This is a genomic window from Haloplanus natans DSM 17983, from assembly GCF_000427685.1.
GTDB lineage: Archaea > Halobacteriota > Halobacteria > Halobacteriales > Haloferacaceae > Haloplanus > Haloplanus natans.
Genome location: NZ_KE386573.1, coordinates 1,119,343 through 1,143,845 on the forward strand (window position 1 = coordinate 1,119,343; position 24,503 = coordinate 1,143,845).

Consider the following 24,503-nt stretch of genomic DNA (forward strand, 5'->3'; position numbering starts at 1 on the left):
CGGCGACCGCCGGGGCGTCACACCCGCCGGTACGACCCCAGCCGCGTCCCGTCGAGCAGATACGCCTCGGCGTCGCCGTCCAGACCGGCGGGGAGAAACGGCGAGAGGAAGTCCCGCCCGTCGACGTTGATCCACGTCCCGCCCGAGCGGTCGTTGAATGCGGGGAAGACGACGAGTTCCGGATCGCCCCACCCCAGCGATTCGGGGGCGACGCCGAATCGATCGGCGAAGGGGCCGACCCGCAGACGCCCCCGGAGCCACGCCTTCTCCACGCGGCCGCCGCCCACCTCGTCTTCCAGCCGAACCTGCGGGTGTTCGTGACCCATACAGACCGTGGCGGCGCCGAGGACGGCTCGATCCGGCCAGGTGTGGCCGTGGACGAAGCCCACGTTCCCCAGTCGCAGGCCACCGGCGTCTGCTACGTCGATCCGGTCGTAGGCGTCTGCGACTCCCCCGTCGTGGTTGCCGGGGACGAGCGTCAGCGGGACGGCGAGGGCATCGAGCAGCGCCGCCACCTCGTCGCGTTCGCCCCGGTCGGGGTCGCCGATCCGGTGTACCAGGTCGCCGAGGACGACGACGCGATCCGGCGAGACGCGGTCACGGAGCGCACGGAGTCGCCCGCGACGGGCGTCGGCGTTGCTCCGGAGTTCGACGCCGCGCTCGTATCGGAGGCCGGCCTCGATGCCGGCGTGGTAGTCGGCGACCACGAGCGCCCGCTCCGACCCGCAGTCGGCGACGGCGGCGGGTTCGCCGGGCACCGGCTCGACGAGCGACACCTCAGATCGCCTTCAGCCGATCCTCACTCGGCTCGTAACATTTCCCGCTCATCAGCGCGTCCTCGATGGCGTCGGCGACGGCACCCGGGTCGGCGCCGTACTCGTCGACCACCGCGGCCACCACCTCGTCGTGGGGGGCGCCGTCGCCGTCGTCGAAATCGGACATGGCGTCGACCGCCGCTTCTTCGAGGTCCACATCGGCGGCGCTGGTTTCGGCATCGGCGCCGTCGTTGGTGGTCGTTTCGGCGGCGCCCTCCGCGTCCGCGTCCGCGTCCTCGGCGGTGTCGGCCGTGGCCGTCTCGACGGCGTCGGTGCCGGTCTCGGCTACCCCGTCGTCGAGGTCGTCCGGCCCCGGCACGTCGATGCCAGCCTCGCCGGGGTCGTCGACCTCGGCGCCGCTCTCGAAGCCCACGTCGAACTCCGCCTCGACTTCGCGGCGCTCCTCCTCGTCGAGTTCGTAGAGGTCGTCATCCTCGTCGAAGTCGCCGAGTCCGTCGTCCGTCGACGTATCCGATGACGTCTCGCTCGACGGCGTGTCGTCCACCGTTGTGTCGGTCGACGCCGAGGCGACGGACTCGTCGGGTGTCGCGTCGGCGGAGACCGACTCCTCGTGCGTCGGGGCGTCGTCCATCGCACTCTCGGCCGTCTCCGTGGCGCCGGTCCCCGGTTCGGGCGCCGCGTCCTCGGTCGCGTCGACTTCCTCGTTCGTGGTTACCGTCTCCGGGTCGTCGGCTGTCGGGTCGGGCGCGGCAGCATCCGTCTCGACCGCCCGCTGCACGGCCTCCGGAAGCGGGCCGAGTGACGTGGTCCCCGCGTCGTCGGGCGCCACGTCGAGCGCACGGACCTCGTCCCGGTCGCCGCCGACGACTTCGAGGGCGTCGAGAGCCACCTCGCGAACGGCATCGAGATACGCGACGGTCGTCCCGTAGTGGTCGAGGGCGATCGGAATGCCCGCGGCGAGCGACGCGTCGTAGCCGCGGTCCAGCAGGGCGGCCTCCAGGTCGTCGCCCCGCTGATCCATCGAGAGCGCGTCGGCTATCGCGGCGACGCGACGGAGCGTCGCCTCCGCGGCCGAGACGGTCCACCGATCGCGCGTCTCGGTGTCGACTTCCGAGACGCTCTCGGGACGGACCGAGGTGTACACCCGGTTGCCGTCCTCGGGCTGGAAGGTGCGGGCCTTCCCCGTGAGCGCGACGAACGCCGGCGGGTCGGTCCGCTCGAAGAAGGCCGCCGCGTCCGGCTGGTACTGCCCGGCGTAGGAGACGAACGCCCCCGTCGGGTCGACCACCCGTGCCCGGAGCACGTCGTCGTTGACCGACTCGACTTCGGTCAACACGCCGACCGCGAAGGTTCGATTCACACGTGCGCCGGTCGGCGTGACGACGTACTTCGGCGCCCGTTCCTCGTCGCTCTCGGCGTAGGAGACGGTGGCGTCGTCGAACTCGGCGGCGAACAGGCGGTAGGCCACCTCCCGGCGGCCGGGGCCGTCGTCGCTCGCGCTCATCGCGCCACCCCCGCGAGGAGTTCGCTCGCCCGATCCACGGGGTCGTCCGCGCTCTCGACGAACTCGTCGGCGTCGACGTTGGCGCCGTACTCGTCGACCGAGAGCGATCCGCGGACCCGGTACTCGCGGCCGACGATCCGCCCGCGAATCTCGTCCGCGACGACTTCCTTGTCCATCGCGTCCCGGGCGGCCGCCTTCGCGTCCTCGATGCCGCCGCCGTACACCTCGGCGGTCAGGTCGGTGTCGAGGATAGCCGTCACCGTTCCGGTGCCGTCGTCGAGGATGGCCTTCACCCGCAGGTCGTCCTCGCCGTCCACGTCGCCGTGGGCGCGACACTGGCCGTTCTGGACGACCCGGCCACACTCCGGACACCGCTCGATCAGCCCGGAGCCGTCGCGCACCTCGATGACGTTGCCGACGAGTTCCACGTCGAACAGGCCACCGGAGGCGACGGCCTCGCCGACGCCCATGCTCGGCGCCGTCGCGGGCGCGGAAATCTCGCGATCCAGCCGCTCGACCGTCGAGAACTCGGTGACGTTCACCTGCGGAACGCCGCGGTACTCCCGGACGTACACGTCGCCGAGGCGGAGCGACGCCCCGTCCTCGATTTCGGCGTGGGGGTCCCAGTCGGTCAGGGGGAGTCGCGCCGTCTCGTCGGCGACGACACCCGAGAGGATCTCCGTCTCGCCGTCGCGGCCGTCGATGGTCCGCCGGTCGAGTTCCTGGACGGTCACCTCGACCGACCGCCCGCGGTCGCCGGGTTCGAGGTCGATCAGGTCGCGACTCCCGCCCACCTGATGGGGCGTCTCGACCGGCTCCGACGCCGCCGCGACGGTCGTGTTCGTCCCGAGGTTGAGTTCGGGCCGTCCCTCCCACTCGCGGACGTTCGCGTTCCCGACCGTGATCGAATCGCCGGGTTCGAAGTCGAACGCCTCCCACGCGGTGTAGGAGATACGACCGGTGTCGTCGGCGAACTCGCCCTCGCGAATCACCTGGTCCTCGCCCTGATAGCGGATCGATCGGGTGCCTTTCGTCAACACCCGGACCGTCGCCGTGACGGAGCCGTCCTCGGGCGTCACGTCCGCGAGTGACTTGGCCGTCGGCGCTGACGAGGAGCCACCGTCGCCGCCGTGTTTCCGGCGGATGCTCGCCTTGGCTTCCTCGACGGGGACGTTGTACTCCAGCAGGCTCTCCAGATCGTCTTTGACCTCCGCTTTGTCTACGCCGAGGTCGGAGGCGAGATCCTCGGCATGATCGTCGAGTTGCATCGGGCGGGGGTTGGTCGCGACAGCATAAAAAACGACGACTCCGACCCGTTGCTGCGGTCGCTCGTCCCGATGGCCGGCGGTAACCAAAAGTCGCTCCGGTCCAACTCACAGCCGTGCCACCCGTCCTCACCGTCACCGGGCGTGACGTGCTGTTCGCTCACTGGGCTCTCGATCCGGCGGCCGTCGAGCCACACGTCCCCGACGGACTCGACGTTGAGACGTTCGACGGATCGGCGTGGGTGAGCGTCCTCGCGCTGGAGAATCGGGGGTTCGGTCCCGGTCCGATGGCGCCCCCGTCCTGGCTCCGACGCGGCGTCCCACAGCTCAACCTCCGGACGTACGTGACGATGGGGGGCCAGTCCGGCGTCTACTTCCTCTCGCTCGATACGGGTGACCGACTGGCCGCGTGGGCCGGCCGCCGGGGGTTCGGCATCCCCTTCCACCGCGCTCGAATGCGCCTGTCCCGACGGGGCGACGAGGTGAGCGTCCGCAGTCGCCGCGAGGGCGACCCGCCGGCCGCCTTTCGGGCGCGATACCGGCCCACCGGGAGGACGTACCGGGCCGAGTCGGACACCATCGAGGAGTTCTGTATCGAGCGGTTCCGCTACTTCCTGCCGGCCGACGAGGACCGGCGGTTCGGGGCCGGCGGCGGCGGGGGCGGGCGGGTCGGCGAACTCGACCGGGAGCCGTGGGACCTTCGGCCGGCGGCGGCGACCATCCGGGAGAACACGCTGTTCGAGGCGGCCGGGATCCCGGCGCCGACGGGCGACCCGGTCGTCCAGTACAGCCCCGGCTTCACCATGCGGGTCGAACCGCTCGTCACCGGGACGACGGGCGACGCCACGCCGGGCCGACTCGGTTGAGTCCACGCGTCCCCATTACCCGTCTTCGTCGCCGTCACCGTCATCGTCATCGTCGTCGCCGTCACCGTCGTCGTCACCGTCATCGTCGCCGTCATCGTCGCCGTCACCGTCATCGTCGCCGTCGCCGTCGTCGTCACCGTCATCGTCGCCGTCGTCACCGTCATCGTTGCCATCGTCGTCGTCACCGTCGCCCTCGGTGACGGCCGTATCGTCGCCGTCGACGAGTTCGCCGACGAGGGTCCGCTCGGTACCGAAATCCGTCGTACCCACTGCGCCGACGGCGAAGACGCTGGCGAGCAACAGCGTTATAATCACGGTCGTAACGGTGCCGACGACCGGGGAGATGCCACGAGCATCCATCATGGAGGAAGTGTCGCCGTCGGGATATAGTTCTACCCGTCGGAGAATCAGTGCTGATAGTCGTCGTCGTGATCGATCCGAAAGCGGTTTTGCTCCCACCGCTCGAAGAGGTGACATGGAAGTCGTCGTCAACGCGGCGACGAGCGTGGACGGGAAGCTCTCGACCCACGAGCGTCGACAGGTCCGCATCTCCGGCGCGGCGGATTTCGACCGCGTCGACCGCCTGCGGGCCGCGACCGACGCCGTCCTCGTCGGCGTCGGGACGGCGCTCGCGGACGATCCACACCTCGGCGTGAAATCGGAGGATCGACGGGTCGAGCGGCTCCGAAACGGCCGCCCCGCCAATCCGGCACGGGTCGTCGCCGACTCCCGCGCCCGCACGCCGCCGGACGCGACGCTGTTGAACGACGACGCCGAGACGTACCTGCTGGTTTCGGCGGCGGCGCCCGAGGAGCGACTGGCCGCACTCCGGGAAGCCGGCGCGACGGTGATCGAGGCGGGCGACGAGCGGGTCGCCCTCCCGGCCGCGCTGGACGCCCTCGAAGCCGACGGCGTCGACCGCCTGCTGGCCGAAGGCGGAGGCGAACTCATCTACTCGCTGTTCGACGCCGGCCTCGTCGACGAGTTGAGCGTCTTCGTCGGCTCGCTCGTCGTCGGCGGACGCGAGGCGCCGACCCTCGCCGACGGCGAGGGGTTCGTCGCCGACTTCCCGACGCTCGATCTCGTGGGCGTCGAGCGCCTCGACGACGGCGTCGTGCTCGAATACCGGACGGGGTGACGGTCGTGCACCGAGACATCCGAACGACTCAACGGTTAAGGGGTTCGCGTGGCTACGGGTGAACATGAGCAAGTCGACCGCGGACGGAGAACCCATCCACGTCGAAGACGCCGACCACCTGGCCGAACTCATCGAGGACCACGCCATCGTCCTCGTCGACTACTACGCCGACTGGTGTGGCCCCTGCAAGATGCTGGAACCGACGGTCGAGGAAATCGCCGCGGAGACCGACGCCGTCGTCCTGAAAGTGGACATCGACGAACTGCAGACGCTCGCACAGGAACGCGGCATCCAGAGCGTCCCGACCCTGGAGTTCTACGCGAACGGCGAACAGGCCGAACGGCTAATCGGCGTCCAGGACAAGGCGAACCTCGTCGAAATCGTCGAGAACCTCTCCTAGACGCGTGCGGATCGGGCGCGCACGCGGCCACCGCTACGTTCGCCGATCCGGGACCGATAGTCGCATTCGTAAGTCGTTGCTCGCCCGATCGCACGACTGCGTGCGATCGGACACGCATACCGTTCCAGCGGCTACTATAGATTCGACAACGGCCTCCGGGCGAGAATCGATGGACAGCTACGATTATCCCTCCGAGCGCGCCGACGGCCGAGAGTATATACTCCCGGAGGGTCTACCTCGGCGTATGATTTCACTCGACGAGGCCGTCACCGCACGCCTCGAATCCCACGGCGAGCGGTTCGAGGTACTGATCGACCCCGACGCGGCGCTCGCGATCAAGCGCGGCGAGTTCGAGGGCGACCTAGAGGACGTGATCGCCGCCGAGGACGTGTTCGAGGATGCCTCCCGCGGCGACCGCCCGGCCGAAAACGACTTGGAGGAGGTGTTCGGCACGACCGAGCCACTCGAAATCATCCCCGAAGTCGTCAAGCGCGGCGAGATTCAGATCACGGCCGAGCAGCGCCGCGAAATGCAAGAACAGAAGCGCAAGCAGTTGATCAACCGCATCGCGCGCAACGCGGTCAACCCGCAGATGGACGACGCCCCGCACCCGCCCGAACGTATCGAACGGGCGCTGGAGGAAGCCGGCTTCCGCGTCGATCCGATGGAACGGGTCGAGACGCAGGTCGACGACGCCCTCGACGCCCTCCGACCCGTCATCCCCATCCGCTTCGCGGAGGTGACCGTCGCGGTGCAGGTACCGGCGGACAAAGCCGGGAGCGCACAGGCAAAGATCCGGGGCTTTGGCGACCTGGATCGGGAGGAGTGGCAGGCCGACGGCTCCTGGATCGGCGTGCTCACTTTCCCCGCGGGGATGCAAAACGAGTTCTACGACCTGGTGAACGAGGTGACGAGCGGCGAGGCGGAGACGCGGATCGTCAAAGACGAGGACGACCTGAACGTCAGGTAATTATCCCCGCCGGAAACCCAGCAGGAAGCCGCCGGTGAAGCCGGCTGAGACCGAAAGCGTCGAGAGGATGGTCGACGCCCAGCCGGGCGGCCCGCCCGACGCCGCGCCCTCACCGGTCTTCAGAAGGCCCGCCGACAGCCCCGCCCAGTCGACGGTGAGGATCCCGCGGGACTCCAGAAATTTGAACAGCGCGAGTTCGAGGCCGACGATGATCGCGATGATTTTCGCCAATTTCTTCGCGGCGAAGCCGATGATCCCCCCGATGACGGCCCCACCCCCGAACTCCAACCCCAGTTGTTGGGGATCGATCCCCAGTTGTAACCCGATCAGAAGCCAGTCCATACGTCCAGTGGGCCGGTAGCGGTTAAGTCGTTTGTGGCACGGCGCTCGCTTCCGTCACTCCGTGACGATCACCGTCCCGCGCATTCCGAGCAGGTTCTGTGGCTCGTCGAGTTCCGGCCGCCCCGGTGGGTGGTGGTAGTCGTCGAGCGTCTCGTCGGGATTGGGGAACGCCTCGGGCGCCCCGTGTGGCTCGCAGTAGTACGGGTAGACGCCCGGGTCGGCGAAGGTGTGTTCGAAGGGGCTGGGTTCGTCGACGCCCCTCGCCGAGTCGTGACCGACCGGGTGGCCGCTGTTGACGACCGTCGCCGGGTCGACGGTCGCGGTGTCACAGCCGTCCATGTCGTCCGGGAACTCGAAGATGATGACGTTGTGATGCACCGTCTCCGGGATGGCCGGGTTCACCTCGGTCTGGTCGACCCACTCCCAGCGCACCGTCGTGCCAGCCTCGACGCAGGTGACGGCCGGGTCGAACCCGAACGGCGCGACGCCGAACGGGTCGTACGCGACGCCCGTACCGACTCGCACCGTCGTGGTGTCGGCGACCGTCTCGCCGTCCCACTGGAGGCCGTCCATCAGCGCCAGATCGGTCGGTTCGTCCAGCAGGAACGCCCGTGTACAGGAATCGAGCGTGCAGTCGATGCCCGCGCCGTCGTTGTGACGGCACTGCTCCGTATAAAAAGAGAGGTCGAGCGTAGCCGAATCGCTCTGGACCTCGTTGCCGTGGTCGACCGGCAGCCACCACGCGAAGCCGGCCGAGTGAGTGGTCGTGGCCGAGAAACAGCCCTGTTCACCCGTGCCACCGCCCGCCTCGGCGTTCAGGTCGCCGCCGAACTCGATGCCAGGGACGGTGGTCATCGACAGGAGCTGTCGCAGGCTCCCGACGAAAGTCGGCGTCTCGTCGTCGTCCTGGTAGTCGTCGCCGTCGTCGACCCAGACGGCCGTCCGGACGGCGTCGAGGAGTTCCACGTCGTCGCCCTCGTCCGGATCGTCGGCCTCCGGTTCGGTCACGCCGTTCTCGCCCGCCGAGCGGAGCGTCGGGACGAACCAGACGTACCCGGGGTTGTCACAGAGCGCGAAGTCGAAGGTGACCTCCCCGAAATCGCCGGGTTTCACGTCGCCGAAATCGATCACCGGCTGTGTTAGGTCCTCGGCGTCGGTGCCCGGGTCGCAGTCGGTGGTGCCGTCGGCCGCGTACTGGGTGTTGGCGAGGAACGTCTCGGGGTCGTCGACGGCGATCAACCACGCGTCGTCTAGCGGCAAGCCCGTCTCGCCGGATTCGAGGTCGTTCGCGCTCCCCGCCGTCCCCGTGGGGCCGTCCCACATCCGCACCGTGACGCCGGCGCCGTCCTCGGGACTCCAGTCGGAGTAGTGTGCCGAGTAGGCGGCGTGCATATCCAGTTCGCCCGCCACCAGTCGGTTGTTCTGGAACGATTCCTCGTCGCTGAAGAAGGCACTCGTCCCCAGCCCCGCCCCCGCCGACGCGGCGCCGACGGTGCCGAGCGCGGCGAGCGCCTTCCGTCGTGAGAGTGTGAACTCCTGTGGCATCGTGGCTCCCCTCCCGGGGAGGTCCCACCGATGGAGTCGAACCATCGACTGGCGGCCGAACCGGGCGCGAGATGGGATATAGTTAGATTTATAACATAATAATTAATCGTTCATTATTCGGCGGCGACGGTCGGTGAAACGGCCGTATCCCGCCGAGCGGAGTTTAAGTGGTTCGAGCGCCTACCTCGGTAGTAGATCGTGCAGGGAACCGACACGACCCCGACGACGGTGGACCGATGAGAGCGGTCGTCGCCAAGCGCGTCGAGCGTGGGGACGCCGATCTGAGCGAGATCGGGGAGCTCGCCCGCGCCGCGGGCTACGAGGTGGTCGGCGAGCTCACCCAGACCCGCGAGGAGGACGCCGCCTTCGCGTTCGGCGAGGGCAAGGTCGACGAACTCGCGGCGCTGTCGGTCGAGACCGGCGCCGACGCCGTGATCGTCGACAACCGTCTCGGCCCCTATCAAACGTACAACATCGGCGGCACGCTCCCGGAGGGTGTCGAGGTGATCGACCGCTTCACGCTCATCCTCGATATCTTCGGCCAGCGAGCGCAGACCCGCAAGGCCCAGTTACAGGTCGAACTCGCCGAACTCCGCTACGAACTGCCACGCGCCGAGGCCAAGACCAGCCTCGCCAAGCGCGACGAGCGCCCCGGGTTTATGGGGCTCGGCGAGTACGACGAGAGCCGCGAGCGCGACATCAAAAACCAGATCGCGGACATCAAGCGGGAACTCGACGCCATCGCGGAGAAAGAGGAGACACGCCGCGACCAGCGCCGCGAATCCGGCTTCGACCTCGTCGCGCTCGCGGGCTACACCAACGCCGGCAAGTCGACGCTGATGCGCCGCCTCGCCGCCGAACTCGACGTGGACGAGAACGAGGGCCGCCACCCGGACCTCGACACCACCGCCGAGAGCGAGGACCGCCTGTTCACCACGCTCGGCACCACCACCCGCCGTGCCGACACCGGAAAACGGGACGTGCTCCTCACCGACACCGTCGGCTTCGTCTCCGATCTTCCACACTGGCTGGTCGAATCCTTCGAGTCAACGCTCGACTCCGTCTATCACGCCGACCTCGTCCTCCTCGTCGTCGACGCTAGCGAGCCCGTCGAGGAGATGCGCGAGAAACTCGTCACCTGCCACGACACGCTGTACGAACGCAACGAGGCGCCCATCGTCACCGTGTTGAACAAGATCGACCGCGTCGACGAGGACGAACTCGCCGAGAAACGCGAGGCGCTGTCGGCGCTCGCCCCCAACCCCATCGCCGTCTCGGGGCTGACCGGCGACCGCGTCGACGAACTCCGGGACCGGATCGAGCGCGAACTCCCCGACTGGCGGTTCGAACGCCTCGTGCTCCCTCTCGGCGACGACACCATGAGCCTCGTCTCGTGGGTCCACGACCACGCGAACGTCGAGAGCGAGGAGTACGAGGGCGAACAGGTCGTCCTGGAGTTCGAAGCCCGGCCCTCCGTCGTGGAACGCGCCCGCGCCAAGGCGAGCGACCTCGCCGCCGTCGATGCCTAGAGCTTCCGTTTCGTCTTCTCGACCACCCGCACGTCACGGATCGCCGTGTCCGGATACTCGCCGTCCGCGTCCTTCTCGGCCGCCTTCACCATATCCCAGACGACGTTGAGCCCCGTGGTCACGCCCTCCAGTGCCTCCATCTCACAGCCCGTCTTCCCCGTCGTCTCGACGGCGACGGTGAGCGTCACGAGGTCCTCGTCCACGTCGAACTCGGTGTCGACGTTCGTGATGGGTATCTGGTGGCACATCGGGATCGTCTCCCAGGTGTGTTTGACCGCCTGCACGGCGCCGACGCGGGCGGTGGCCAGCACGTCGCCTTTCCCGATTTCGTCGTCGCGGATGGCCGTGATGGTCGAGGGCTGGAGGTGAACCTCGCCGCGGGCGACCGCCCGGCGGGACGTGTCGGGTTTGCCGCCCACGTCGACCATCTGAACCGACCCGGACTCGTCGGTGTGGGTCAGGTCGTCCCCCGGCGCACCGTCGTCACTCATCGCGACCACCCCACAGGGCCCGCGGCAGTTCGGGTAAGAGGTCGCTCGCCAGCAACCCGTACCCCTGTCGGTCGACGACCCGGTCGCCCGCGAGGCCGTTGGCGTAGGCGGCGAGCGTCCCGGCGTCGACCGGGTCCCCCGTCGAGAGGAGCGCCCCCGCCATTCCCGCGAGCACGTCGCCGGTGCCGCCGACGGTCATCCCCGGGTTGCCAGTGCGATTCGCCCGCGACGCGGTGCCGTCGGATATCACGTCGTACGCGCCCTTAACGAGGAGCGCGTGACCGATCTCGGCCGCGAAGTCGGCTACCGCGTCCAGCCGGTCGCGCCAGTCGTCCGCGCTCGGCCCACCCATCCCCCGAAGTTCGCCCTGGTGGGGCGTACAGAGCAGGGTCGCGTCGGTGTCCACCTCGGGGACGACCTGCAGGGCGTCGGCGTCGATCACCGCCCGCCCGTCGTAGTCGGCGAGGAACGTCCGCACTGCGTCGAGGGTCGCCTCGTGGGTCCCCAGCCCCGGCCCGAAGACGACGGCGTCGTGGTCGGCCGCGAGGGAACGAACGTGGTCGAGGCTCTCGGCCGCGAACCGGGCGCCGTCGAACGGGCGGAGGATCAGTCCCGCCTCGAACCCCTGCACCTCGCGGGCGACTGTGCGGGGACAGGCGACACGCACCAGGTCGGCGCCGGCGCGCATCGCCGCCTGTGCGGCGAGGGCGGGCGCACCCGTGTACGGTCCGCCGCCAACGACGAGCACTTCGCCGAAGTCGCCCTTGTGGGCGTCGCTCGGGCGGGAGAGGAGGCGTCGGTCGCCGGGGCCGGCGAACAGTTCGGCCGTCTCGGGGATGCCGATGTCGGCGACTGTCACGTCCCAGCCGCCGAGTCCGGGTTTGTCGTCGTGGAACGTGACGACGTGGTCGGCGTCGACGGCGACGCCCGCCGCCTCGCCCGTATCGGCGTCGACGCCGGAGGGCACGTCGACAGCGACGACGGCCGCATCGGACTCGTTGATCGCCGCCGCGGCCGAGCGCTCGGGTTCGCGGAGCGCGCCCGTCACGCCCGTCCCGAGCATCGCGTCGACGACCACGTCGGGAGCGCCGAGGTCGAGGTCCCGGGAGTCGCGGACAACGTGGGTGTCGTACTCCGCTCGCACCAACGCGTCCCAGTTCTTGCGCGCGATGTCCGTCGCGATGGTCTCGGGTCGGCCGAGGAGGTGAACTGCGGCGTCGTAGTCGTCGAGGAAGCGCGCGGCGACGAAGGCGTCGCCGCCGTTGTTGCCGCGGCCACAGACCAGCGCGACCGAGGCGCCGGGGTCGGCGACCGAGCGGACCGCGGCGGCGACGGCGTTGCCGCTCGACTCCATCAACTGCTTGCGCGAGACGCCGAGGGCGGCCGCGTTCTCGTCGACCGCGGCCATGCGTTCGGCTGTGATCATACTCGGGTGTTGCCGCGGTGGCCGTTATAGTATTCGCCACGAGTCGAACGCAACCCTTGTGCCACCGCCCGACGAACCCCCGCCGTGACCCGCCGGCTCTTTACTTCCCTCTGTGGGCTCGTCTTCTGTGCCAACTTCGGTCGTGTCGCCTTCGCGCCCCTCCTCGAAACCTTCCGAACCTCCTTCGACGTGGGGACGGCGGGGCTGGGGCTGGTGACGACGCTCGTCTGGGTCGGGACGGCCGTCCCCCGAATTCCCGTCGGCTACCTCGTCACACGCGTCAGCCGGGGTCGGATCGTGCTCGGTGCGGGCGTCCTCCTCACAGCCGCGGCGGCGCTGACCGCGTCGGCCACGTCGATACCGGTCCTCCAGACCGGCGCCTTCGCCCTCGGCGTCGCCTCCGGGGCGTACTACGCGTCCGCAGTCCCGCTGATCGGCGACCTCTACCCCGACGCGGTGGGGCGGGCGGTCGGGGTTCACGGCGTCGCCGCACAGGCCGCGGCGGTACTCGCCCCGACGCTCGCCGTCACCCTCGTCGTCACCGCCTCGTGGCGGGCGGTCTTCTGGATGCTCGCCGCCCTCGGTGCGACGCTGACACTCGCCGTCGTCGGCGTCGCCCGGCGGCGGGAGGGCGGCGTTCCGCAGGGGGCGGACCGCGATTTCCGCGCCGCGCTCGCTCACTGGCGGATCATCCTCGCGGCGGTGGTGATGATCGGCGGCGCCGGCTTCGTCTGGCAGGGCGTGTTCAACTTCTATGTCACCTATCTCGTGGGGAGCAAGGGGCTGGCCGCGGGGCGGGCGGGGACGCTCCTGACCGTCGCGTTCGCCGCCGGTCTGCCCGCCTTCTGGATCGGCGGCCGCCTCGCCGACCGCCTGCCACACGTCCCCTACATCCTGACGCTCGGCGCCGGCGTCGCTGTCGGCGTCGCGGCGCTGACCGTCGCGGAGTCGCTGGCCGCCCTCGTCGCCGTGAGCGTCGCCCTCGGCCTCGCCGCCCACAGCCTCTTTCCCGCCCTCGACGCGTACGTGCTGGGCGCGGTGCCGGACAACCGCGGGAGCGCCTATGCGGTGTACGGCGGCCTCGCGCTGTTCGTGCAGGCGACCGGCAGCGGCGTGGTCGGCGTCCTCGGCGAACGGTTCTCCTTCGACGCCGTCTTCCTCGGGTTCGCGGCCGGCCTCCTCGCGCTTGTCGCCTGCCTCGCGGGCCTGTATCTCGCCGGTGGGTTCCCAACGACCGCCGATACGTGAAAATATCAGATAATTTACTGAACGAGATTCTGGCGAAGGATTTTTTACTTGGGTTCGTAACCAACGCCCGATGTCAGGGCTCTTACCCTCGCACTTGGAGCAGGACGTGACGCCCGAAGACGAGGGTGAACTCCGCGTCCTGTCCCTGACGGACGACGATGCGGAGCGCCTCATCGGCTCCGTCTCGTCGGAGACGGCCCGGTCCATCCTGACCGCGCTAGAAGAGCGCCCCGCGACCGCGTCCGAGCTCGCCGACTCCGTGTCGACCTCCCTCCAGAACGTGCGTCACCACCTCGGCAACTTACAGGAAGCCGGCCTGGTCGAAGTCGCCGGCACGCGCTACTCGGTAAAGGGGCGGGAGATGAAGGTGTACGCCCCGAGCCAGGACTCGCTGGTCGTCGTCGGCTCCGACGCCGACAAGGAACGGTTCTTGGACTCGCTGGATCGACTGGTCGGCGTCCTCGCCGTCCTCGCCGTTGCCGCGTTCGCCGTCCAGCGGTCGTTCGGGACCGGCGTGGTCGACCTCGGTGGCCCGGGCACGGCACCCCGTGTCGGCGACACCGTCGGAGGTGCGGCCGGACCGATACTCGGTCTCGTCCCGCCGGGCGTTGCCTTCCTCGCCGGTGGCCTCCTCGTCGTCGCCCTCCTGGCCGTCTGGGATCGATACACCGACTGAGTCACGCTCATGTCCCTCGCCCCCCGATCGCGTGTCGCACTCCTCACCGCCGTCGTCGTCCTCGCGGTCGTCCAGCCGGCGCTGGCGGGTGTCGAACGGGCCGAGCCGACGCGGGGGGTCGGCGACGTGGGTCTCACCGTCGGCGCCGCGGTCGAGCGCCATCCGTCGAGCGCCGGGGCGACCGCCGAGGCGCTCCGGACGGTCCGGGCCGACGCCGTCCACGACCGCGGACTGACGGGTGCGGGCGTCTCCGTCGGCGTCATCGGACAGGGATTCGATGCCGGCGGCGCCGTTGCACCGCACGTCGCCGCCGAGCGACAGGTCGGCGATCCGCCCCGGTCGACCGCTCACGACACCGCCGTCGCCGAGGTGGTCTCCGAGACGGCGCCGGACGCGGACCTGTATCTCGCGGGCGTCGGCCGGACGCCCACGCCCGCGGAGTACGCGGCGGCCGTCGAGTGGCTGACCGCCCGCGGCGCCGACATCATCGTCGATTCGGGGAGTTATTTCCCGAGCGTCGCGGCCGACGAACGACGGATCACCGCCGCCGCCGAACGGGCGATCGAGCGGGGCGTCGTCTTCGTTACCTCCGCCGGCAACTACGCCGACCGCCACTGGGCCGGCACGGGCACCGCTAAGGGCTGGGTCACCTTCGCCGCCGACGACGCGGCGAACGCCCTCGCCGACGGCGAACGTCTGCGAGGACGGGTGACCGTTCGGCTGCGCTGGCACAGTGCCGCCGACTACGATCTTTACCTCTACAGGCGCCTCCCGGACGGCGCCGACCGCGTCGTCGCGAAATCCGTCGGCGACGAGACCGGTCCCGGCCTCACCGTCGAGTCCATCGACGTGGCGGTCCCCCGCGGGCGGTACTACGTGGGTGTCTACGCTGATAGCGTGGCGACAGCCACGGACAACAGCGTGGCGACAGCCACGGACAACAGCGTGGCGACAGCCACGGACAACAGCGTGGCGACAGCCACGAGCAACGGCGTGGCCGCTCCGTCGACCCCGGCCACCGACCCCGGCCGCGTGCAGGTGTTCGCCGCCCACCACCGACTCGAACACACGACCGCCCACGGGAGCATGGTCGCGCCCGCGACGAGTGACCGCGTCGTCGCCGTTGGCGCGGCCGCGAACGGCGAACCCCTCCCGTACAGTTCGCTCTCGGAGGCAGGATCGGTCGATCTGACCGCCCCCGCCGACGCCCGGACGCGCGCCGACCCGACCTTCGTCGGCACGTCGGCCGCCGCACCCTACGTCGCCGGGACGGCCGCGCTGGTGGAGGCCGCCGGGCGGGACCCCTCGCCCGCCCGCATCGAGGCCATCCTCGAACGCACCGCCGACGACGAGGGATCGACGGTCGACGCGCTGGCCGCCGTCGAGGCCGCGTCGGCGAGCGGCGAGTTGGCGACTGCCGGCGCGGGCGACCCCGACGGATCGGCGTCCGCCACGGTGGAGTCGGTCGACGACGCCGGGACGTGGCCCGACGTGACCGCCAGCCCGGATCCCGACCGCGGGGCGACCGACTCCACCACGGGCACGTCGCCGACGCGGTCGGCGGACGAGTCCGCCCGGAACGTCACCCGCCCCGACGATGGGCGTCGCTCGGGGGTCGACGACGCGCGCGACGAGCGAAACCGGGATGACGACGCGGACCGAAGTCCCGGGCGTGATCGGGACCGGAACGGCGGCAACACGACCGACGACGGTGCCGGCGGCCGCGAGCGACGCGACGGCACGGCCGACGGCGGAAGCCGGGAGCGATAGTCCGTGACGGCGCAGGTTGCGGAGTCACGCATCGAGGAGTACTGGGACTGGATCGCAGTTGCCCTGTTTCTCCTGCTCGCGGTCGACCTGTTGACGACGCTTTCGGCCGCTCGGCTCGTCGGCACTGGCGCCGAGAGTAATCCGCTGATGCGGTGGCTGCTGGGCCGAGGGGTGCTGACGGTGATCGGTACCCACCTCGCCGCGGTGGTACTCGTCACAGGCTGCTTTCGACTGCTCGTCGACCGCCTGCGACGGACGCCGGCGCCCGCGAACCGATATTTCGCCCTCGCCATCGAGGCATGGCTGGGTTTTCTCGTCGCCGTCGGCCTCGGCGTCTTCGCCAACAACCTCGCGGTGATCGTGTTGGGCCAGAGCCTGCTGTAACACCGAGCCGAGCTTTTTATCCGAGAACGACGCCAGCCACGGAGTAATGGGCGAAACGTGGCGGGCAGTGTTCGGCCACGACGAGCCGTATCCCGAACAGGCCGACGGCATCGAGACGGCGATATCGACGGCCGAGCGGGACGGGTTCGCGGTGATCGAGGGCGCCTGCGGCACCGGCAAAACGATGCTCGCGCTGACGGCGGGGATCGACCGCGTACGCGACCCCGACTCCGACTTCGAGCGGGTGGTCGTGCTGACGAGCGTCAAACAGCAACTCCGGCAGTTCGAGGCGGACGTGCGCACGATCAACGACGGCCTCCCCGACGACTGGCGCCCCGTCTCGGCGCTGACGCTCGTCGGCAAGGCCGACGTGTGTCCGTACAGCCGCGAACGAGCCGGACGGATCGACGAGTCGACCGTCTACGACCGCTGTGAGGGGCTCCGCGAGCGGACGCGCAACCTGACCGGGAGCGAGGGGCCGACGACGGCGGCGACGCTTGCCGCGGAGGCCCGGCAGGCCCAGACCGGTCTGCTCGACTCCGGCGGGGGCGGGGCGTCGGTCGACTATCTAGAGACCGCCGGCGAACCGACACCCTATCTCCCCGACACCGCCGAGTACGGCGACACCGAATACTGCCCCTTCTACGCGCAGTATCTCGACGACCTGCCCGAAGAGGGCGACCCCGTCGAGGCCGTCCCCTTCGACTTCGAGGACGCCGGCCTCCTCGATACGGAGGATCTGGTCGGCCTCTCGGCGGGCCACGGCACCTGCCCGCACTCGATGCTGGGGGCGCTCCTGCCACACGTCGAAGTCGTCATCGGCAACTACTACCACGCGTTCGACCCGCGGACCGTCGACTCCTTTACCGGCGCCCTGCTCGACGACGCGACGTTCGTCGTCTGTGACGAGGCGCATATGCTCGAACCGCGGGTGCGTGATCTGGTGAGCGATGGGGTGGCCGACGCGACCCTCCGTGACGCCGAGTCGGAGTTGACGCGGGCGATCCAGCCGGTCGAACTGGACGGCGTGGAGGGACGCAGTCCCTCGGGCAACCGGACACGGTCCGGTGACAGCCGGACGGGGTCCGGGACACCGGAATCGGGGGACGGCGCCCTCGTCCGTGGCGAGTTGGAGGAGTCCGACGTGACGCTTTCGGAACTGAAAGAGACGCGGGCGTTCGTCCGCGACCTGCGCGAGGAACTCGACCGGCGGGTGCGCGCCCACCTCGACCGGAAATATCCGGCGTGGCGGACGGGGATGGACGACCTGCCGGACGAGGAGATACCCCTCCGCGATCCGGAGACGCCCGAACCCGACCGGATAACGGAGTGGGCAACGAAGGAGTACGGCGACGACGTGTGGGTGCGCGCCGAGGCGGTCGGCGCCGTCGTCGCGCGCGTCCTGAACGAACTGGAGGAGGAGGACCGCGAACGGGCGGCCCCGACGGCCGGGCGAGTGCTCGGCGCGTGGTATCGTGCGGATCACGGCCGGTACTTCCGGTCCATCGACTGCTCGCGCACGTGGAACGAGGCCGAACCCGCCGACTCGTGGCGACGGGCCTACAACGCCCGCCTGTCGCTTCACAACTGTGTCCCCAGCGACGCCATCGCGGATCGGCTGGGCGAGTTCGGCGGCGGCGTGTTGATGTCGGCGACGCTCGAACCGCTCGACGTGTTCCGGACGGTGACGGGACTGGACGAGTTGGCCGACGACGGTCGGCCGGTCGTCGAACGGACCTACGGCCTCACGTTCCCGGCCGAGAACCGGGCGAGTTTCGCCGTCGACGCGCCGGCGTTCACCCACGAGAACCGCGGCGCGCCGGGGTCGGCAAGCGACACTCGGCGGGTGTACGTCGACGCCGTCGTCGAGGTGGCAAGACGGGAGGGGAACGTCCTCGTCGGGATGCCGAACTACGCCGAGGCGGAGTGGATGGCCGGCGAGTTGGAGACCCGCCTCGATTCGCCGGTCCTGCTCGACGAGTCGAGCGACGACGGGGCGACCGAGGCGCTCAAATCCGACTTCTTCGCCGGCGGATCGAAGACGCTCGTCACCAGCCTCCGGGGGACGCTCACGGAGGGCGTCGACTACCGGGGCGATCGCCTGCATGCGGCGGTGGTCTGTGGGGTCCCGCTGGTCGACACGACGCGGCCGCGGACCCGGGCGGTCGCGACGGCGTACGACCGCGCGTTCGGGTGCGAGGGCCGTGGCGGACGTAGCGGGTTCGAGACGGCGCTGACGGTACCCGCGGTCCGAAAGGCACGGCAGGCGATCGGGCGAGTGATCCGCGGCCCCGACGAACGCGGGGTCCGGGTGTTCGTCGACGCCCGCTACGCTCGCGACCGATGGAACGGGGTTCGGGAGTATTTCCCCGAGTGGGAGCGCGAGGAGTTCCAGCCCGTCAGCCCGGATATGCTGTCGCTGGGGCTGGATCGGTTCGACGGGTAGCTATCGCGGCCGGCGTCCGCTCCAGGCCTCGCGGCACTCGTCGTCACAGAAGTGAAGATGTTCGACCTCGCCGTCCTCGACCCACGAGACGACCCGATGTGCCGGTTCCTGCATGATCTTCTTCCCACACGTGTGACACGTCGGTGCGGTGCTCTCGTCGACGTCCTCCCCAATGTCGGATGTGGGGTCGATCATCTTTCCAGTCAGTAACGGGGAGCCCGTCTTAAATCCCGCTAACTCGGCCGACGGGGCGATCAGCCGGTGGGATGGGGACAGCGGACCGTCGTTCGGGCGTCGAGGTCGGTCACCGTCCGCTGGCAGCCGTCGGGCCAGCGGACCGTCATCTCGCGGGGCGTCGCGGTCCCCAACCCGAAGTGGGCGACGGGCTCCATCTGGCAGAGGTAGCCGCTGCCGGCGTCGATGAGACGACTCTGCCGTCCCTCCTCCGTCGTCAGGTCGACCCGCGCGCCGCGGGCGGGGGCGCCGTCGGAGGTGAGCGGTCGAACCCGGAGCCAGTCGCCGTCGTTCGGGGCGGCGAACAGGGAGAGTGGCTGCGCCTGGGCCTCGCCGTGGACGACGAGGAGTTCGAGCGTGCCGTCGCCGTCGATATCGGCGACGGCGGCGCCGGTGCCCATTCCCTCGGCTTCGAGGGCGTCGCCAATGCCCGTCTGTGTCCACCCCCCATCGTATTCGAGCAGGCGGTTCGGCGTGCCGAGGCAGTTGACGAACAGTTCCTGGCGGCCGTCGTTGTCGAAGTCGGCGGCGACGATGGTTCGGACGCGCGCCGGCCGGGCGAGCGGTGGGGGCGCAACGTCCTCGAAGGGACCGTCGCCGTCGCGGGTGAACAGTCGGTTCGAGCCGTTCCAGTTGCCACAGACGATGTCGAGTGTCGGCGCGGCGTCGGGCGCGACGAGCGTCGCGCCGCGGGCGTTCTCCTCGTCGTCGTCGACGCCGTACTCCCGTGCCACGTCGACGAAGGTACCGCCGACGTTTCGGAGCAGGAGGTTCGCCCCCCGCTCCGCGCCGACGAACACGTCCGTGCGGTCGGAGAGGATGGGGCCGGCGGCGACGGAGCGCCCACCCGTCACCACGTCGAGGCCCACCGCGTCCGCGAGGTCGGTGATGCCGCCGTCGTCGCCCACCTCGTAGAAGCGGGCGGGGGCGCCGTAGCCGGTGACGAAGATACCGTACCGGCCGGTGCCGAGGCGGTCGATAGCGGCGACCGACCGGCCGACGTGGTAGTTCTCGCGGCCGCGGTTCACCGGATCGGCGAAGAGGTCACGCCACGTCCCCTCGTCCGTCGGATCGAGGAGGAGGTCGGCCTCGGCGGAGGTACCGCCGAAGGCGGCCACGTTGTGGACGTACACTTCCTCGCGTCCGTCCGCGTCGAGATCAGCGGCGGCGACGCCGATGGCGTGGCGCCCCTCGTCCGCGAGGACGCCACAGGCCGCGTCGACGACCGTCCCGTCCCGCCATCGCAGGACGCGATTGGCGTTGCCGAACCCAGCGACGAACAGCCGTGGACCGTCGGGACCGACCGTGACGGCCGTGCCGTACCCTCGAAACGGCGGATTGTCGGCGAGGAGTCCCGAACGGTCCTCGAACATACCTCTCCCAGACGACGCGGGGTTAAGAGTCGTACGCTCCGACGTGGTCCGGACGGTCGATCCGCAGCGAGTCGGGGACCGAACGGTGGCGGCCGGCCGATTCGGTGGCCCGTCTCACCCATCCCACACGTCGGAGAGGGTGCGCTGGACTGCCTCCTCGCCCACCGCGGCGGCGAGGTGTTCGAACCCCTGTCGCACCCGCCGGTCGCCCGCGTTCGCGACGAGGCGGGATACGATGAACTCCGGCGTCGACTTGCCGACGGTGCCGAAACGCGGCTGGTAATCCACCCGAAGATCGAGGTCGGGGGTCAACCCCTCGGCGAAGATGCCGTCGATCCGGGCGGCGTCGGGAAGCGGGCTCAGATCGTCCGCGAGGTGGGTGACGTAGACGCCGAGGGCGCCCCGTTCGACGGTGAGATCGACCAGGCCGTTCAGCAGGTCCGCGGCGCGCCCGGGTTCGGTGATGGCTTCGAACTCGTCGACGAGCATGAGCGTCCGGCCGCCGTCGGTCAAGGGCGGGACGATGGATTTCAGCGTCGACTCCAGCACCCCCGCGTTGAAACTGGCGTGGCGGCGGTGGAAGACCACGGCGTCGAACTCGCCGACAGCGGCGCAGTCGGCGGGGACGGGAAGCCCCATCGCGGCCAGTAGCGCGACCGAACAGCAGGTCTCCAGCAGCGTCGTCTTCCCCCCGCTGTTGGCACCCGTCAGCACGGCCACGCGGTCGCCCGTCGGCGGCGACAGATCGTGGTCGCCGACCGCGTAGTCGACTGGGTCCGGGTCGGACAGAAAGAGGTTGCGCGCCCCCTCGACGGCGAGGCCGTCGCCGCCGAGGGTCGGCCGAACCAGGTCGTGTGCGGCCGCAAAGCGCGCCAGCGAGAGATCGAACGCCACGTCGTCGACGGCGGCGACCGCCCGGTCCACGTCGTCTCGGGCGTCGGCGATGGACGCCCGGAGGTCGTCTTCCACCTCGCGTTCGCGTGCCGCGACGCGGCGTTCGAAGTCGTCGACCAGCGCCCGAAGCGCCGTGCTCACGAAGTCGGCGGCGTCGTGGGCCTCGCCGGGCGCCACCTCCTCGACCGCCGACCGCGACAGACGCGTCTCGCGATCCACGTAGTCGGCGAAGGCGCGGCGGAAATCCTCGAGGTCCCGCACGCCCGTCTCCCGAATCCGGTCGAGCACGTCGAACGCGGAGTTCTCCAGGTCGCGCGCGTCGTCGAGACGGCCTCGAAGGTCGTCGAGGCGGTCGTCGGCGCCCACGGCCACTCCCTCGGGAGTGACGTACTGCAGGGCGTCGGCCGCCTCGCGCACCGCGTCGGGGTCGATGTCGCCGAGGGCGCCGAACGTCGACCCGTCGAGGCCGGCGTCGCGGAGGGCGAGAACGGCGTCGACGGCGGCGCGTTCGGTCCCCTCGGCCGCGTCGTAGGCGTCGAAGGCCTCGACGACCGCTTCCCCGTTCTCCCCGTCGAGGTCGGTCCACGCGCCGACGGCGGCGTCGACGGCGTCCAGCCGTTTCTCGACTGCTTCGGGGTTCGAAAGCGGCGTCAGCACCCGGATTCGGTCGGCGGCGTGACGGGTGAGGGCGTACTCGCTCGCCAGCGCCAACAGGTCGTCGTACACCTCTCGCGCGTCGCGGGTGGCGAGGGCGTCCATCCCAGCCTGGTCGTTGGCGCGGCGGAGGATGCGCGTCGCTCGCCCCCGCGTGATCCCCGCGTCGGTCAGCGCGCGCACGTCCGCGGATTCGATGGCTTCGACGGCCGCCTCCTCCCCGAGTGTCTCTCGGAGACGTTCACTCGTCTTCGGCCCCACGCCCCAGTAATCCTCCAGTCGCATACCGGACGGAGTCGGGCGGGGCGTATAGTGGTTGTCTCCGAGACGACGCCGGACGACGGACGGGATTTTAAGTCACTCCTGTGAGAATAGCTGACACGAGCCATGGTCTTCAAGAAGATCACGCTGATCGGGACGAGTCCGGAGAGCTTCGACGCCGCGGCCGACGACGCCATCGACCGCGCCGAGTCGACCCTGGACAACGTGAAGTGGATCGAAGTGGACGAACTGGGGGTCGAGATCGCGAGCGTCGAGGGCCGGGAGTACCAAGCTGAGGTCACGGTGGCGTTCGAACTCGAGGACCGATAGGACCGGTCACCTGACGGCTTTCACCCCGTCGCGTCGACCGCGGGAGCGGCCGCGCCGGTCGTCCGGGACGGACCGACTATGGGGACGACTCGCCGGCACGCAGGACACCACCCCGTCCGAATCGAATAGATTGAAACGCCCCGCCGCCGTCCCTCCCCGTATGTCTCTGGTGGTCGTCCCGGTCCGCTATCCGCTCAGCAGACACTCCAAGGCGACACTGGCCGAGGCCATCCGTCTCGCCGAGGAGCGCGACGCCGATCTGACGGTCCTCCACGTCGACCTCTATCAGGAAGGTCGCGAGGTGACGCGGACGGAACTCAAGCGGGCGGTCGAGGCGGAGTTCGGGGCCATCGCTCGCGCACGATACGTCGTCCGTCGGGGCTTTCTGGTCGAGGAGACCATCCTCGACGAGGTGGCCGCCGAGAACGCCGACGTGGTCGTCATCGGCTCGAAACAGGTCAGTCGGTGGCGGCGCACGTTCAGTCGCTTCCTCGACGACCCGGATATCGATCGCTTCCTGCGGGAGAAACTCGACTGCGACGTGGTGACCGTCAGCGAGGGCTGATAGGGATCAGTGTAAGTCGTTACCGGTGGTTCGCCGACCCGTTCCGGCGAACCGCCGGTACACAGTTACAACAACCACTATGAGACGGTCTGTCGTACGTCAGTACCGGCGATTCGCCGGGCCGTCCACGATCCGTGTGAGACGGACTCGCCGTCCGAACGGCGCTACTCCGCCGTGTCCTCGGTTTCGGCGTCGGGTGCGCTCTCGCCGCTCTCGATCGGGTCCCGTGCCGTCACGCCGCTCTCGGTCCGCTCGGCCGGGGCCGCTCGCTCGTTGCCGTCCTCGACGGCGACGCGGGCGATCCCGCTGTGTTCGTCGAACCGGAGTTGTTGGTGCGGGTAGGCAATCTCCACATCCGCATCCTCCAGTTCCGCCCAGATACGCTCGCGGACGGCCGACTCGACGGTCGATATCTTGTACGGCTTCCGAGTCCAGTACCGGAGGCCAAGCCGAACGCCGCTGTCGGCGTAGGCGTCGATGTAACAGGTCGGCTTCGCGGGGTAGCGTGCGCTCCCGATACGGATGTCCGGCCCGCCCTCGATCACGCCGCTGCAGTCGCGTGCGGCCCGTTCCATGATCCGTCGGGCCTCCTCTAGGTTCCCCTCGTAAGTGACGAGAAGCGGCAGCGAGAGCCGCGTCCGTTCGTCCTCGGCGGAGAAGTTGGTCACGTCGCGCTCCCGCATCGACGAGTTCGGTACGACGAGGAAGGTGTTCTCCAGGGTCAATATCTTCGTGTAGCGAAGGGTGATATCGTCGACGAACCCCCGCCGTCCGTCCTCGAGTTCGATCATGTCGCCGATCTCGTAGGGGTTGTCCGCGAGGACGAACACGCCGTTGATGATGCTCCCGACGATGGGCGCGAGGACGATACCGAGGACGGCCGAGAAGACGGTCACCGAGAGGACGATGTCGCCGATGCCGAGGCCGACGATGCTCCCGGCGACGAACGTCGCGACGATGATCGTCGAGACCCGGATGATCCCGAGGACGGTCTGAGCGACGCTCTGTCGCTCGAACCGGCGGGCGATGGGTCGTCCGAGCAGGCGAACGAGGAACTTCGAGACGACGATCCCGAGGACGACCACGAGTAGCGCGGCCATCACCCGAGCGGTCCGAAAGCCCCACAGCCACCGTATCAGCGTCTCGGCCCCGGTCAGTGGGCTCGTTCCGGCCAGCGCGACCGCCCCCATGTCCATGCCAAGGTCTCTGCGCCTCCCGAAAAAAGGGTTTCCACGTCACGGCCCGCGTTCGGAAGCTAGTGAACTACCACACGCTACCGCGCTCGGGGCTACTCGCCCCTCGCTTGTTGAGGGTGGGGCTTCCTGTTTCTGTGTCGGAACTTGCATCCGACGTGGACACAGCGGTTCCAGACTCCGCAGGCGACTTCCCTTCACGGGCGGTTCGGAGTGTCCCACT

Annotated in this window: 24 protein-coding genes; 12 read left to right on the forward strand and 12 right to left on the reverse strand. The window is 69.6% G+C overall.

Annotation, left to right across the window (positions count from 1 at the left end; translation table 11 throughout):
* Positions 1-17 precede the first annotated feature (17 nt).
* The 3 genes from HALNA_RS07925 to HALNA_RS07935 are packed head-to-tail and all read right to left on the reverse strand — an operon-like array spanning position 18 to position 3,548.
* Complete coding sequence (locus HALNA_RS07925) at positions 18-776, reverse strand: metallophosphoesterase (protein WP_049935850.1); 759 nt, start codon at positions 774-776, stop codon at positions 18-20.
* Between the two features lies 1 nt (position 777).
* Entirely contained in the window at positions 778-2,280 is a 1,503-nt protein-coding gene (locus HALNA_RS07930; protein ID WP_049935851.1) for an RPA family protein, read from the reverse strand.
* Positions 2,277-3,548, reverse strand: coding sequence for a Single-stranded DNA binding protein (locus tag HALNA_RS07935; protein WP_049935852.1), 1,272 nt, complete (start codon positions 3,546-3,548; stop codon positions 2,277-2,279). The genes HALNA_RS07930 and HALNA_RS07935 overlap by 4 nt, the downstream gene beginning before the upstream one ends.
* Positions 3,549-3,661: 113 nt before the next feature.
* Between HALNA_RS07935 and HALNA_RS07940 the strand changes: the two genes are divergently transcribed.
* A complete protein-coding gene (locus tag HALNA_RS07940; RefSeq protein ID WP_049935853.1) occupies positions 3,662-4,411 on the forward strand; it encodes a YqjF family protein in 750 nt (249 codons plus the stop codon).
* Between the two features lie 15 nt (positions 4,412-4,426).
* Here the strand turns inward: HALNA_RS07940 and HALNA_RS20855 are convergent, their stop codons facing one another.
* Positions 4,427-4,774: a hypothetical protein gene (locus HALNA_RS20855; protein WP_211226003.1), complete on the reverse strand. Its 348-nt coding sequence runs from the start codon at positions 4,772-4,774 to the stop codon at positions 4,427-4,429.
* 112 nt (positions 4,775-4,886) lie between these two features.
* On the opposite strand from HALNA_RS20855, the gene HALNA_RS07950 reads away from it, so the two are divergent.
* From HALNA_RS07950 to HALNA_RS07960, 3 genes are all read left to right on the forward strand, one after another.
* Positions 4,887-5,549: a 2,5-diamino-6-(ribosylamino)-4(3H)-pyrimidinone 5'-phosphate reductase gene (locus HALNA_RS07950; protein WP_049935855.1), complete on the forward strand. Its 663-nt coding sequence runs from the start codon at positions 4,887-4,889 to the stop codon at positions 5,547-5,549.
* A 64-nt stretch (positions 5,550-5,613) separates the two neighbouring features.
* Positions 5,614-5,949 (forward strand): thioredoxin, encoded by a 336-nt coding sequence (gene trxA, locus HALNA_RS07955; protein WP_049935856.1) that lies wholly within the window; start codon positions 5,614-5,616, stop codon positions 5,947-5,949.
* Positions 5,950-6,193: 244 nt separating this feature from the next.
* Positions 6,194-6,919 (forward strand): ribosome assembly factor SBDS, encoded by a 726-nt coding sequence (locus HALNA_RS07960; protein ID WP_049935857.1) that lies wholly within the window; start codon positions 6,194-6,196, stop codon positions 6,917-6,919.
* Here HALNA_RS07960 and HALNA_RS07965 read toward each other — a convergent pair whose 3' ends face one another.
* Together HALNA_RS07965 and HALNA_RS07970 are read right to left on the reverse strand one after the other, a co-directional pair.
* Entirely contained in the window at positions 6,920-7,261 is a 342-nt protein-coding gene (locus HALNA_RS07965; protein ID WP_049935858.1) for an FUN14 domain-containing protein, read from the reverse strand.
* A 54-nt stretch (positions 7,262-7,315) separates the two neighbouring features.
* Positions 7,316-8,806, reverse strand: a complete 1,491-nt coding sequence (locus HALNA_RS07970) for a plastocyanin/azurin family copper-binding protein (RefSeq protein WP_157573485.1) — start codon at positions 8,804-8,806, stop codon at positions 7,316-7,318.
* Positions 8,807-9,042: 236 nt separating this feature from the next.
* Between HALNA_RS07970 and hflX the strand changes: the two genes are divergently transcribed.
* Complete coding sequence (gene hflX, locus HALNA_RS07975) at positions 9,043-10,335, forward strand: GTPase HflX (protein WP_049935860.1); 1,293 nt, start codon at positions 9,043-9,045, stop codon at positions 10,333-10,335.
* On the opposite strand, the gene moaC is transcribed toward hflX, so the two are convergent.
* A complete protein-coding gene (gene moaC, locus HALNA_RS07980; RefSeq protein WP_049938010.1) occupies positions 10,332-10,826 on the reverse strand; it encodes a cyclic pyranopterin monophosphate synthase MoaC in 495 nt (164 codons plus the stop codon). The genes hflX and moaC overlap by 4 nt on opposite strands.
* Entirely contained in the window at positions 10,819-12,252 is a 1,434-nt protein-coding gene (locus HALNA_RS07985) for a bifunctional ADP-dependent NAD(P)H-hydrate dehydratase/NAD(P)H-hydrate epimerase (RefSeq protein WP_049935861.1), read from the reverse strand. The genes moaC and HALNA_RS07985 overlap by 8 nt, the downstream gene beginning before the upstream one ends.
* An 84-nt stretch (positions 12,253-12,336) precedes the next feature.
* Between HALNA_RS07985 and HALNA_RS07990 the strand changes: the two genes are divergently transcribed.
* From HALNA_RS07990 to HALNA_RS08010, 5 genes are all read left to right on the forward strand, one after another.
* Positions 12,337-13,500 carry an MFS transporter gene (locus HALNA_RS07990; protein WP_049935862.1) on the forward strand — a complete coding sequence of 388 codons (1,164 nt, stop codon included), beginning with the start codon at positions 12,337-12,339 and terminating at the stop codon, positions 13,498-13,500.
* A 70-nt stretch (positions 13,501-13,570) separates the two neighbouring features.
* Positions 13,571-14,176: an ArsR/SmtB family transcription factor gene (locus tag HALNA_RS07995; RefSeq protein WP_049935863.1), complete on the forward strand. Its 606-nt coding sequence runs from the start codon at positions 13,571-13,573 to the stop codon at positions 14,174-14,176.
* Positions 14,177-14,185: 9 nt separating this feature from the next.
* Positions 14,186-15,946, forward strand: a complete 1,761-nt coding sequence (locus HALNA_RS08000; protein WP_049935864.1) for a S8 family serine peptidase — start codon at positions 14,186-14,188, stop codon at positions 15,944-15,946.
* 3 nt (positions 15,947-15,949) lie between these two features.
* Positions 15,950-16,330 (forward strand): hypothetical protein, encoded by a 381-nt coding sequence (locus HALNA_RS08005; RefSeq protein ID WP_049935865.1) that lies wholly within the window; start codon positions 15,950-15,952, stop codon positions 16,328-16,330.
* A gap of 46 nt (positions 16,331-16,376) precedes the next feature.
* Positions 16,377-18,776: an ATP-dependent DNA helicase gene (locus HALNA_RS08010; protein ID WP_049935866.1), complete on the forward strand. Its 2,400-nt coding sequence runs from the start codon at positions 16,377-16,379 to the stop codon at positions 18,774-18,776.
* Here HALNA_RS08010 and HALNA_RS08015 read toward each other — a convergent pair whose 3' ends face one another.
* The 3 genes from HALNA_RS08015 to HALNA_RS08025 all read right to left on the reverse strand — a co-directional run bounded on the left by HALNA_RS08015 (position 18,777) and on the right by HALNA_RS08025 (position 22,216).
* Positions 18,777-18,971 (reverse strand): DUF7576 family protein, encoded by a 195-nt coding sequence (locus tag HALNA_RS08015; protein WP_049935867.1) that lies wholly within the window; start codon positions 18,969-18,971, stop codon positions 18,777-18,779.
* Between the two features lie 59 nt (positions 18,972-19,030).
* Positions 19,031-20,383 carry a CRTAC1 family protein gene (locus HALNA_RS08020; RefSeq protein WP_049935868.1) on the reverse strand — a complete coding sequence of 451 codons (1,353 nt, stop codon included), beginning with the start codon at positions 20,381-20,383 and terminating at the stop codon, positions 19,031-19,033.
* A 114-nt stretch (positions 20,384-20,497) separates the two neighbouring features.
* Positions 20,498-22,216 (reverse strand): DNA mismatch repair protein, encoded by a 1,719-nt coding sequence (locus HALNA_RS08025; protein WP_049935869.1) that lies wholly within the window; start codon positions 22,214-22,216, stop codon positions 20,498-20,500.
* 102 nt (positions 22,217-22,318) lie between these two features.
* Here HALNA_RS08025 and HALNA_RS08030 point away from each other — a divergent pair, with 102 nt between their 5' ends.
* The gene (locus tag HALNA_RS08030) at positions 22,319-22,522 is read left to right on the forward strand and encodes a dodecin (RefSeq protein ID WP_049935870.1); all 204 of its coding nucleotides are present in this window, start codon (positions 22,319-22,321) and stop codon (positions 22,520-22,522) included.
* 160 nt (positions 22,523-22,682) lie between these two features.
* Positions 22,683-23,087: a universal stress protein gene (locus HALNA_RS08035; RefSeq protein ID WP_049935871.1), complete on the forward strand. Its 405-nt coding sequence runs from the start codon at positions 22,683-22,685 to the stop codon at positions 23,085-23,087.
* A gap of 164 nt (positions 23,088-23,251) precedes the next feature.
* Here HALNA_RS08035 and HALNA_RS08040 read toward each other — a convergent pair whose 3' ends face one another.
* The gene (locus HALNA_RS08040; RefSeq protein ID WP_049935872.1) at positions 23,252-24,283 is read right to left on the reverse strand and encodes a mechanosensitive ion channel family protein; all 1,032 of its coding nucleotides are present in this window, start codon (positions 24,281-24,283) and stop codon (positions 23,252-23,254) included.
* Between the last annotated feature and the right edge of the window lie 220 nt (positions 24,284-24,503).

Coding starts and splice junctions, on each gene's coding strand:
- HALNA_RS07930 (WP_049935851.1), bottom strand. CDS start 2,280: ATGAGCGCGAGCGACGACGGCCCCGGCCGCCGGGAGGTGGCCTACCGC.
- HALNA_RS07935 (WP_049935852.1), bottom strand. CDS start 3,548: ATGCAACTCGACGATCATGCCGAGGATCTCGCCTCCGACCTCGGCGTA.
- HALNA_RS20855 (WP_211226003.1), bottom strand. CDS start 4,774: ATGATGGATGCTCGTGGCATCTCCCCGGTCGTCGGCACCGTTACGACC.
- HALNA_RS07950 (WP_049935855.1), top strand. CDS start 4,887: ATGGAAGTCGTCGTCAACGCGGCGACGAGCGTGGACGGGAAGCTCTCG.
- trxA (WP_049935856.1), top strand. CDS start 5,614: ATGAGCAAGTCGACCGCGGACGGAGAACCCATCCACGTCGAAGACGCC.
- HALNA_RS07960 (WP_049935857.1), top strand. CDS start 6,194: ATGATTTCACTCGACGAGGCCGTCACCGCACGCCTCGAATCCCACGGC.
- HALNA_RS07965 (WP_049935858.1), bottom strand. CDS start 7,261: ATGGACTGGCTTCTGATCGGGTTACAACTGGGGATCGATCCCCAACAA.
- HALNA_RS07970 (WP_157573485.1), bottom strand. CDS start 8,806: ATGCCACAGGAGTTCACACTCTCACGACGGAAGGCGCTCGCCGCGCTC.
- hflX (WP_049935860.1), top strand. CDS start 9,043: ATGAGAGCGGTCGTCGCCAAGCGCGTCGAGCGTGGGGACGCCGATCTG.
- moaC (WP_049938010.1), bottom strand. CDS start 10,826: ATGAGTGACGACGGTGCGCCGGGGGACGACCTGACCCACACCGACGAG.
- HALNA_RS07985 (WP_049935861.1), bottom strand. CDS start 12,252: ATGATCACAGCCGAACGCATGGCCGCGGTCGACGAGAACGCGGCCGCC.
- HALNA_RS07995 (WP_049935863.1), top strand. CDS start 13,571: ATGTCAGGGCTCTTACCCTCGCACTTGGAGCAGGACGTGACGCCCGAA.
- HALNA_RS08000 (WP_049935864.1), top strand. CDS start 14,186: ATGTCCCTCGCCCCCCGATCGCGTGTCGCACTCCTCACCGCCGTCGTC.
- HALNA_RS08010 (WP_049935866.1), top strand. CDS start 16,377: ATGGGCGAAACGTGGCGGGCAGTGTTCGGCCACGACGAGCCGTATCCC.
- HALNA_RS08015 (WP_049935867.1), bottom strand. CDS start 18,971: ATGATCGACCCCACATCCGACATTGGGGAGGACGTCGACGAGAGCACC.
- HALNA_RS08020 (WP_049935868.1), bottom strand. CDS start 20,383: ATGTTCGAGGACCGTTCGGGACTCCTCGCCGACAATCCGCCGTTTCGA.
- HALNA_RS08025 (WP_049935869.1), bottom strand. CDS start 22,216: ATGCGACTGGAGGATTACTGGGGCGTGGGGCCGAAGACGAGTGAACGT.
- HALNA_RS08030 (WP_049935870.1), top strand. CDS start 22,319: ATGGTCTTCAAGAAGATCACGCTGATCGGGACGAGTCCGGAGAGCTTC.
- HALNA_RS08035 (WP_049935871.1), top strand. CDS start 22,683: ATGTCTCTGGTGGTCGTCCCGGTCCGCTATCCGCTCAGCAGACACTCC.
- HALNA_RS08040 (WP_049935872.1), bottom strand. CDS start 24,283: ATGGACATGGGGGCGGTCGCGCTGGCCGGAACGAGCCCACTGACCGGG.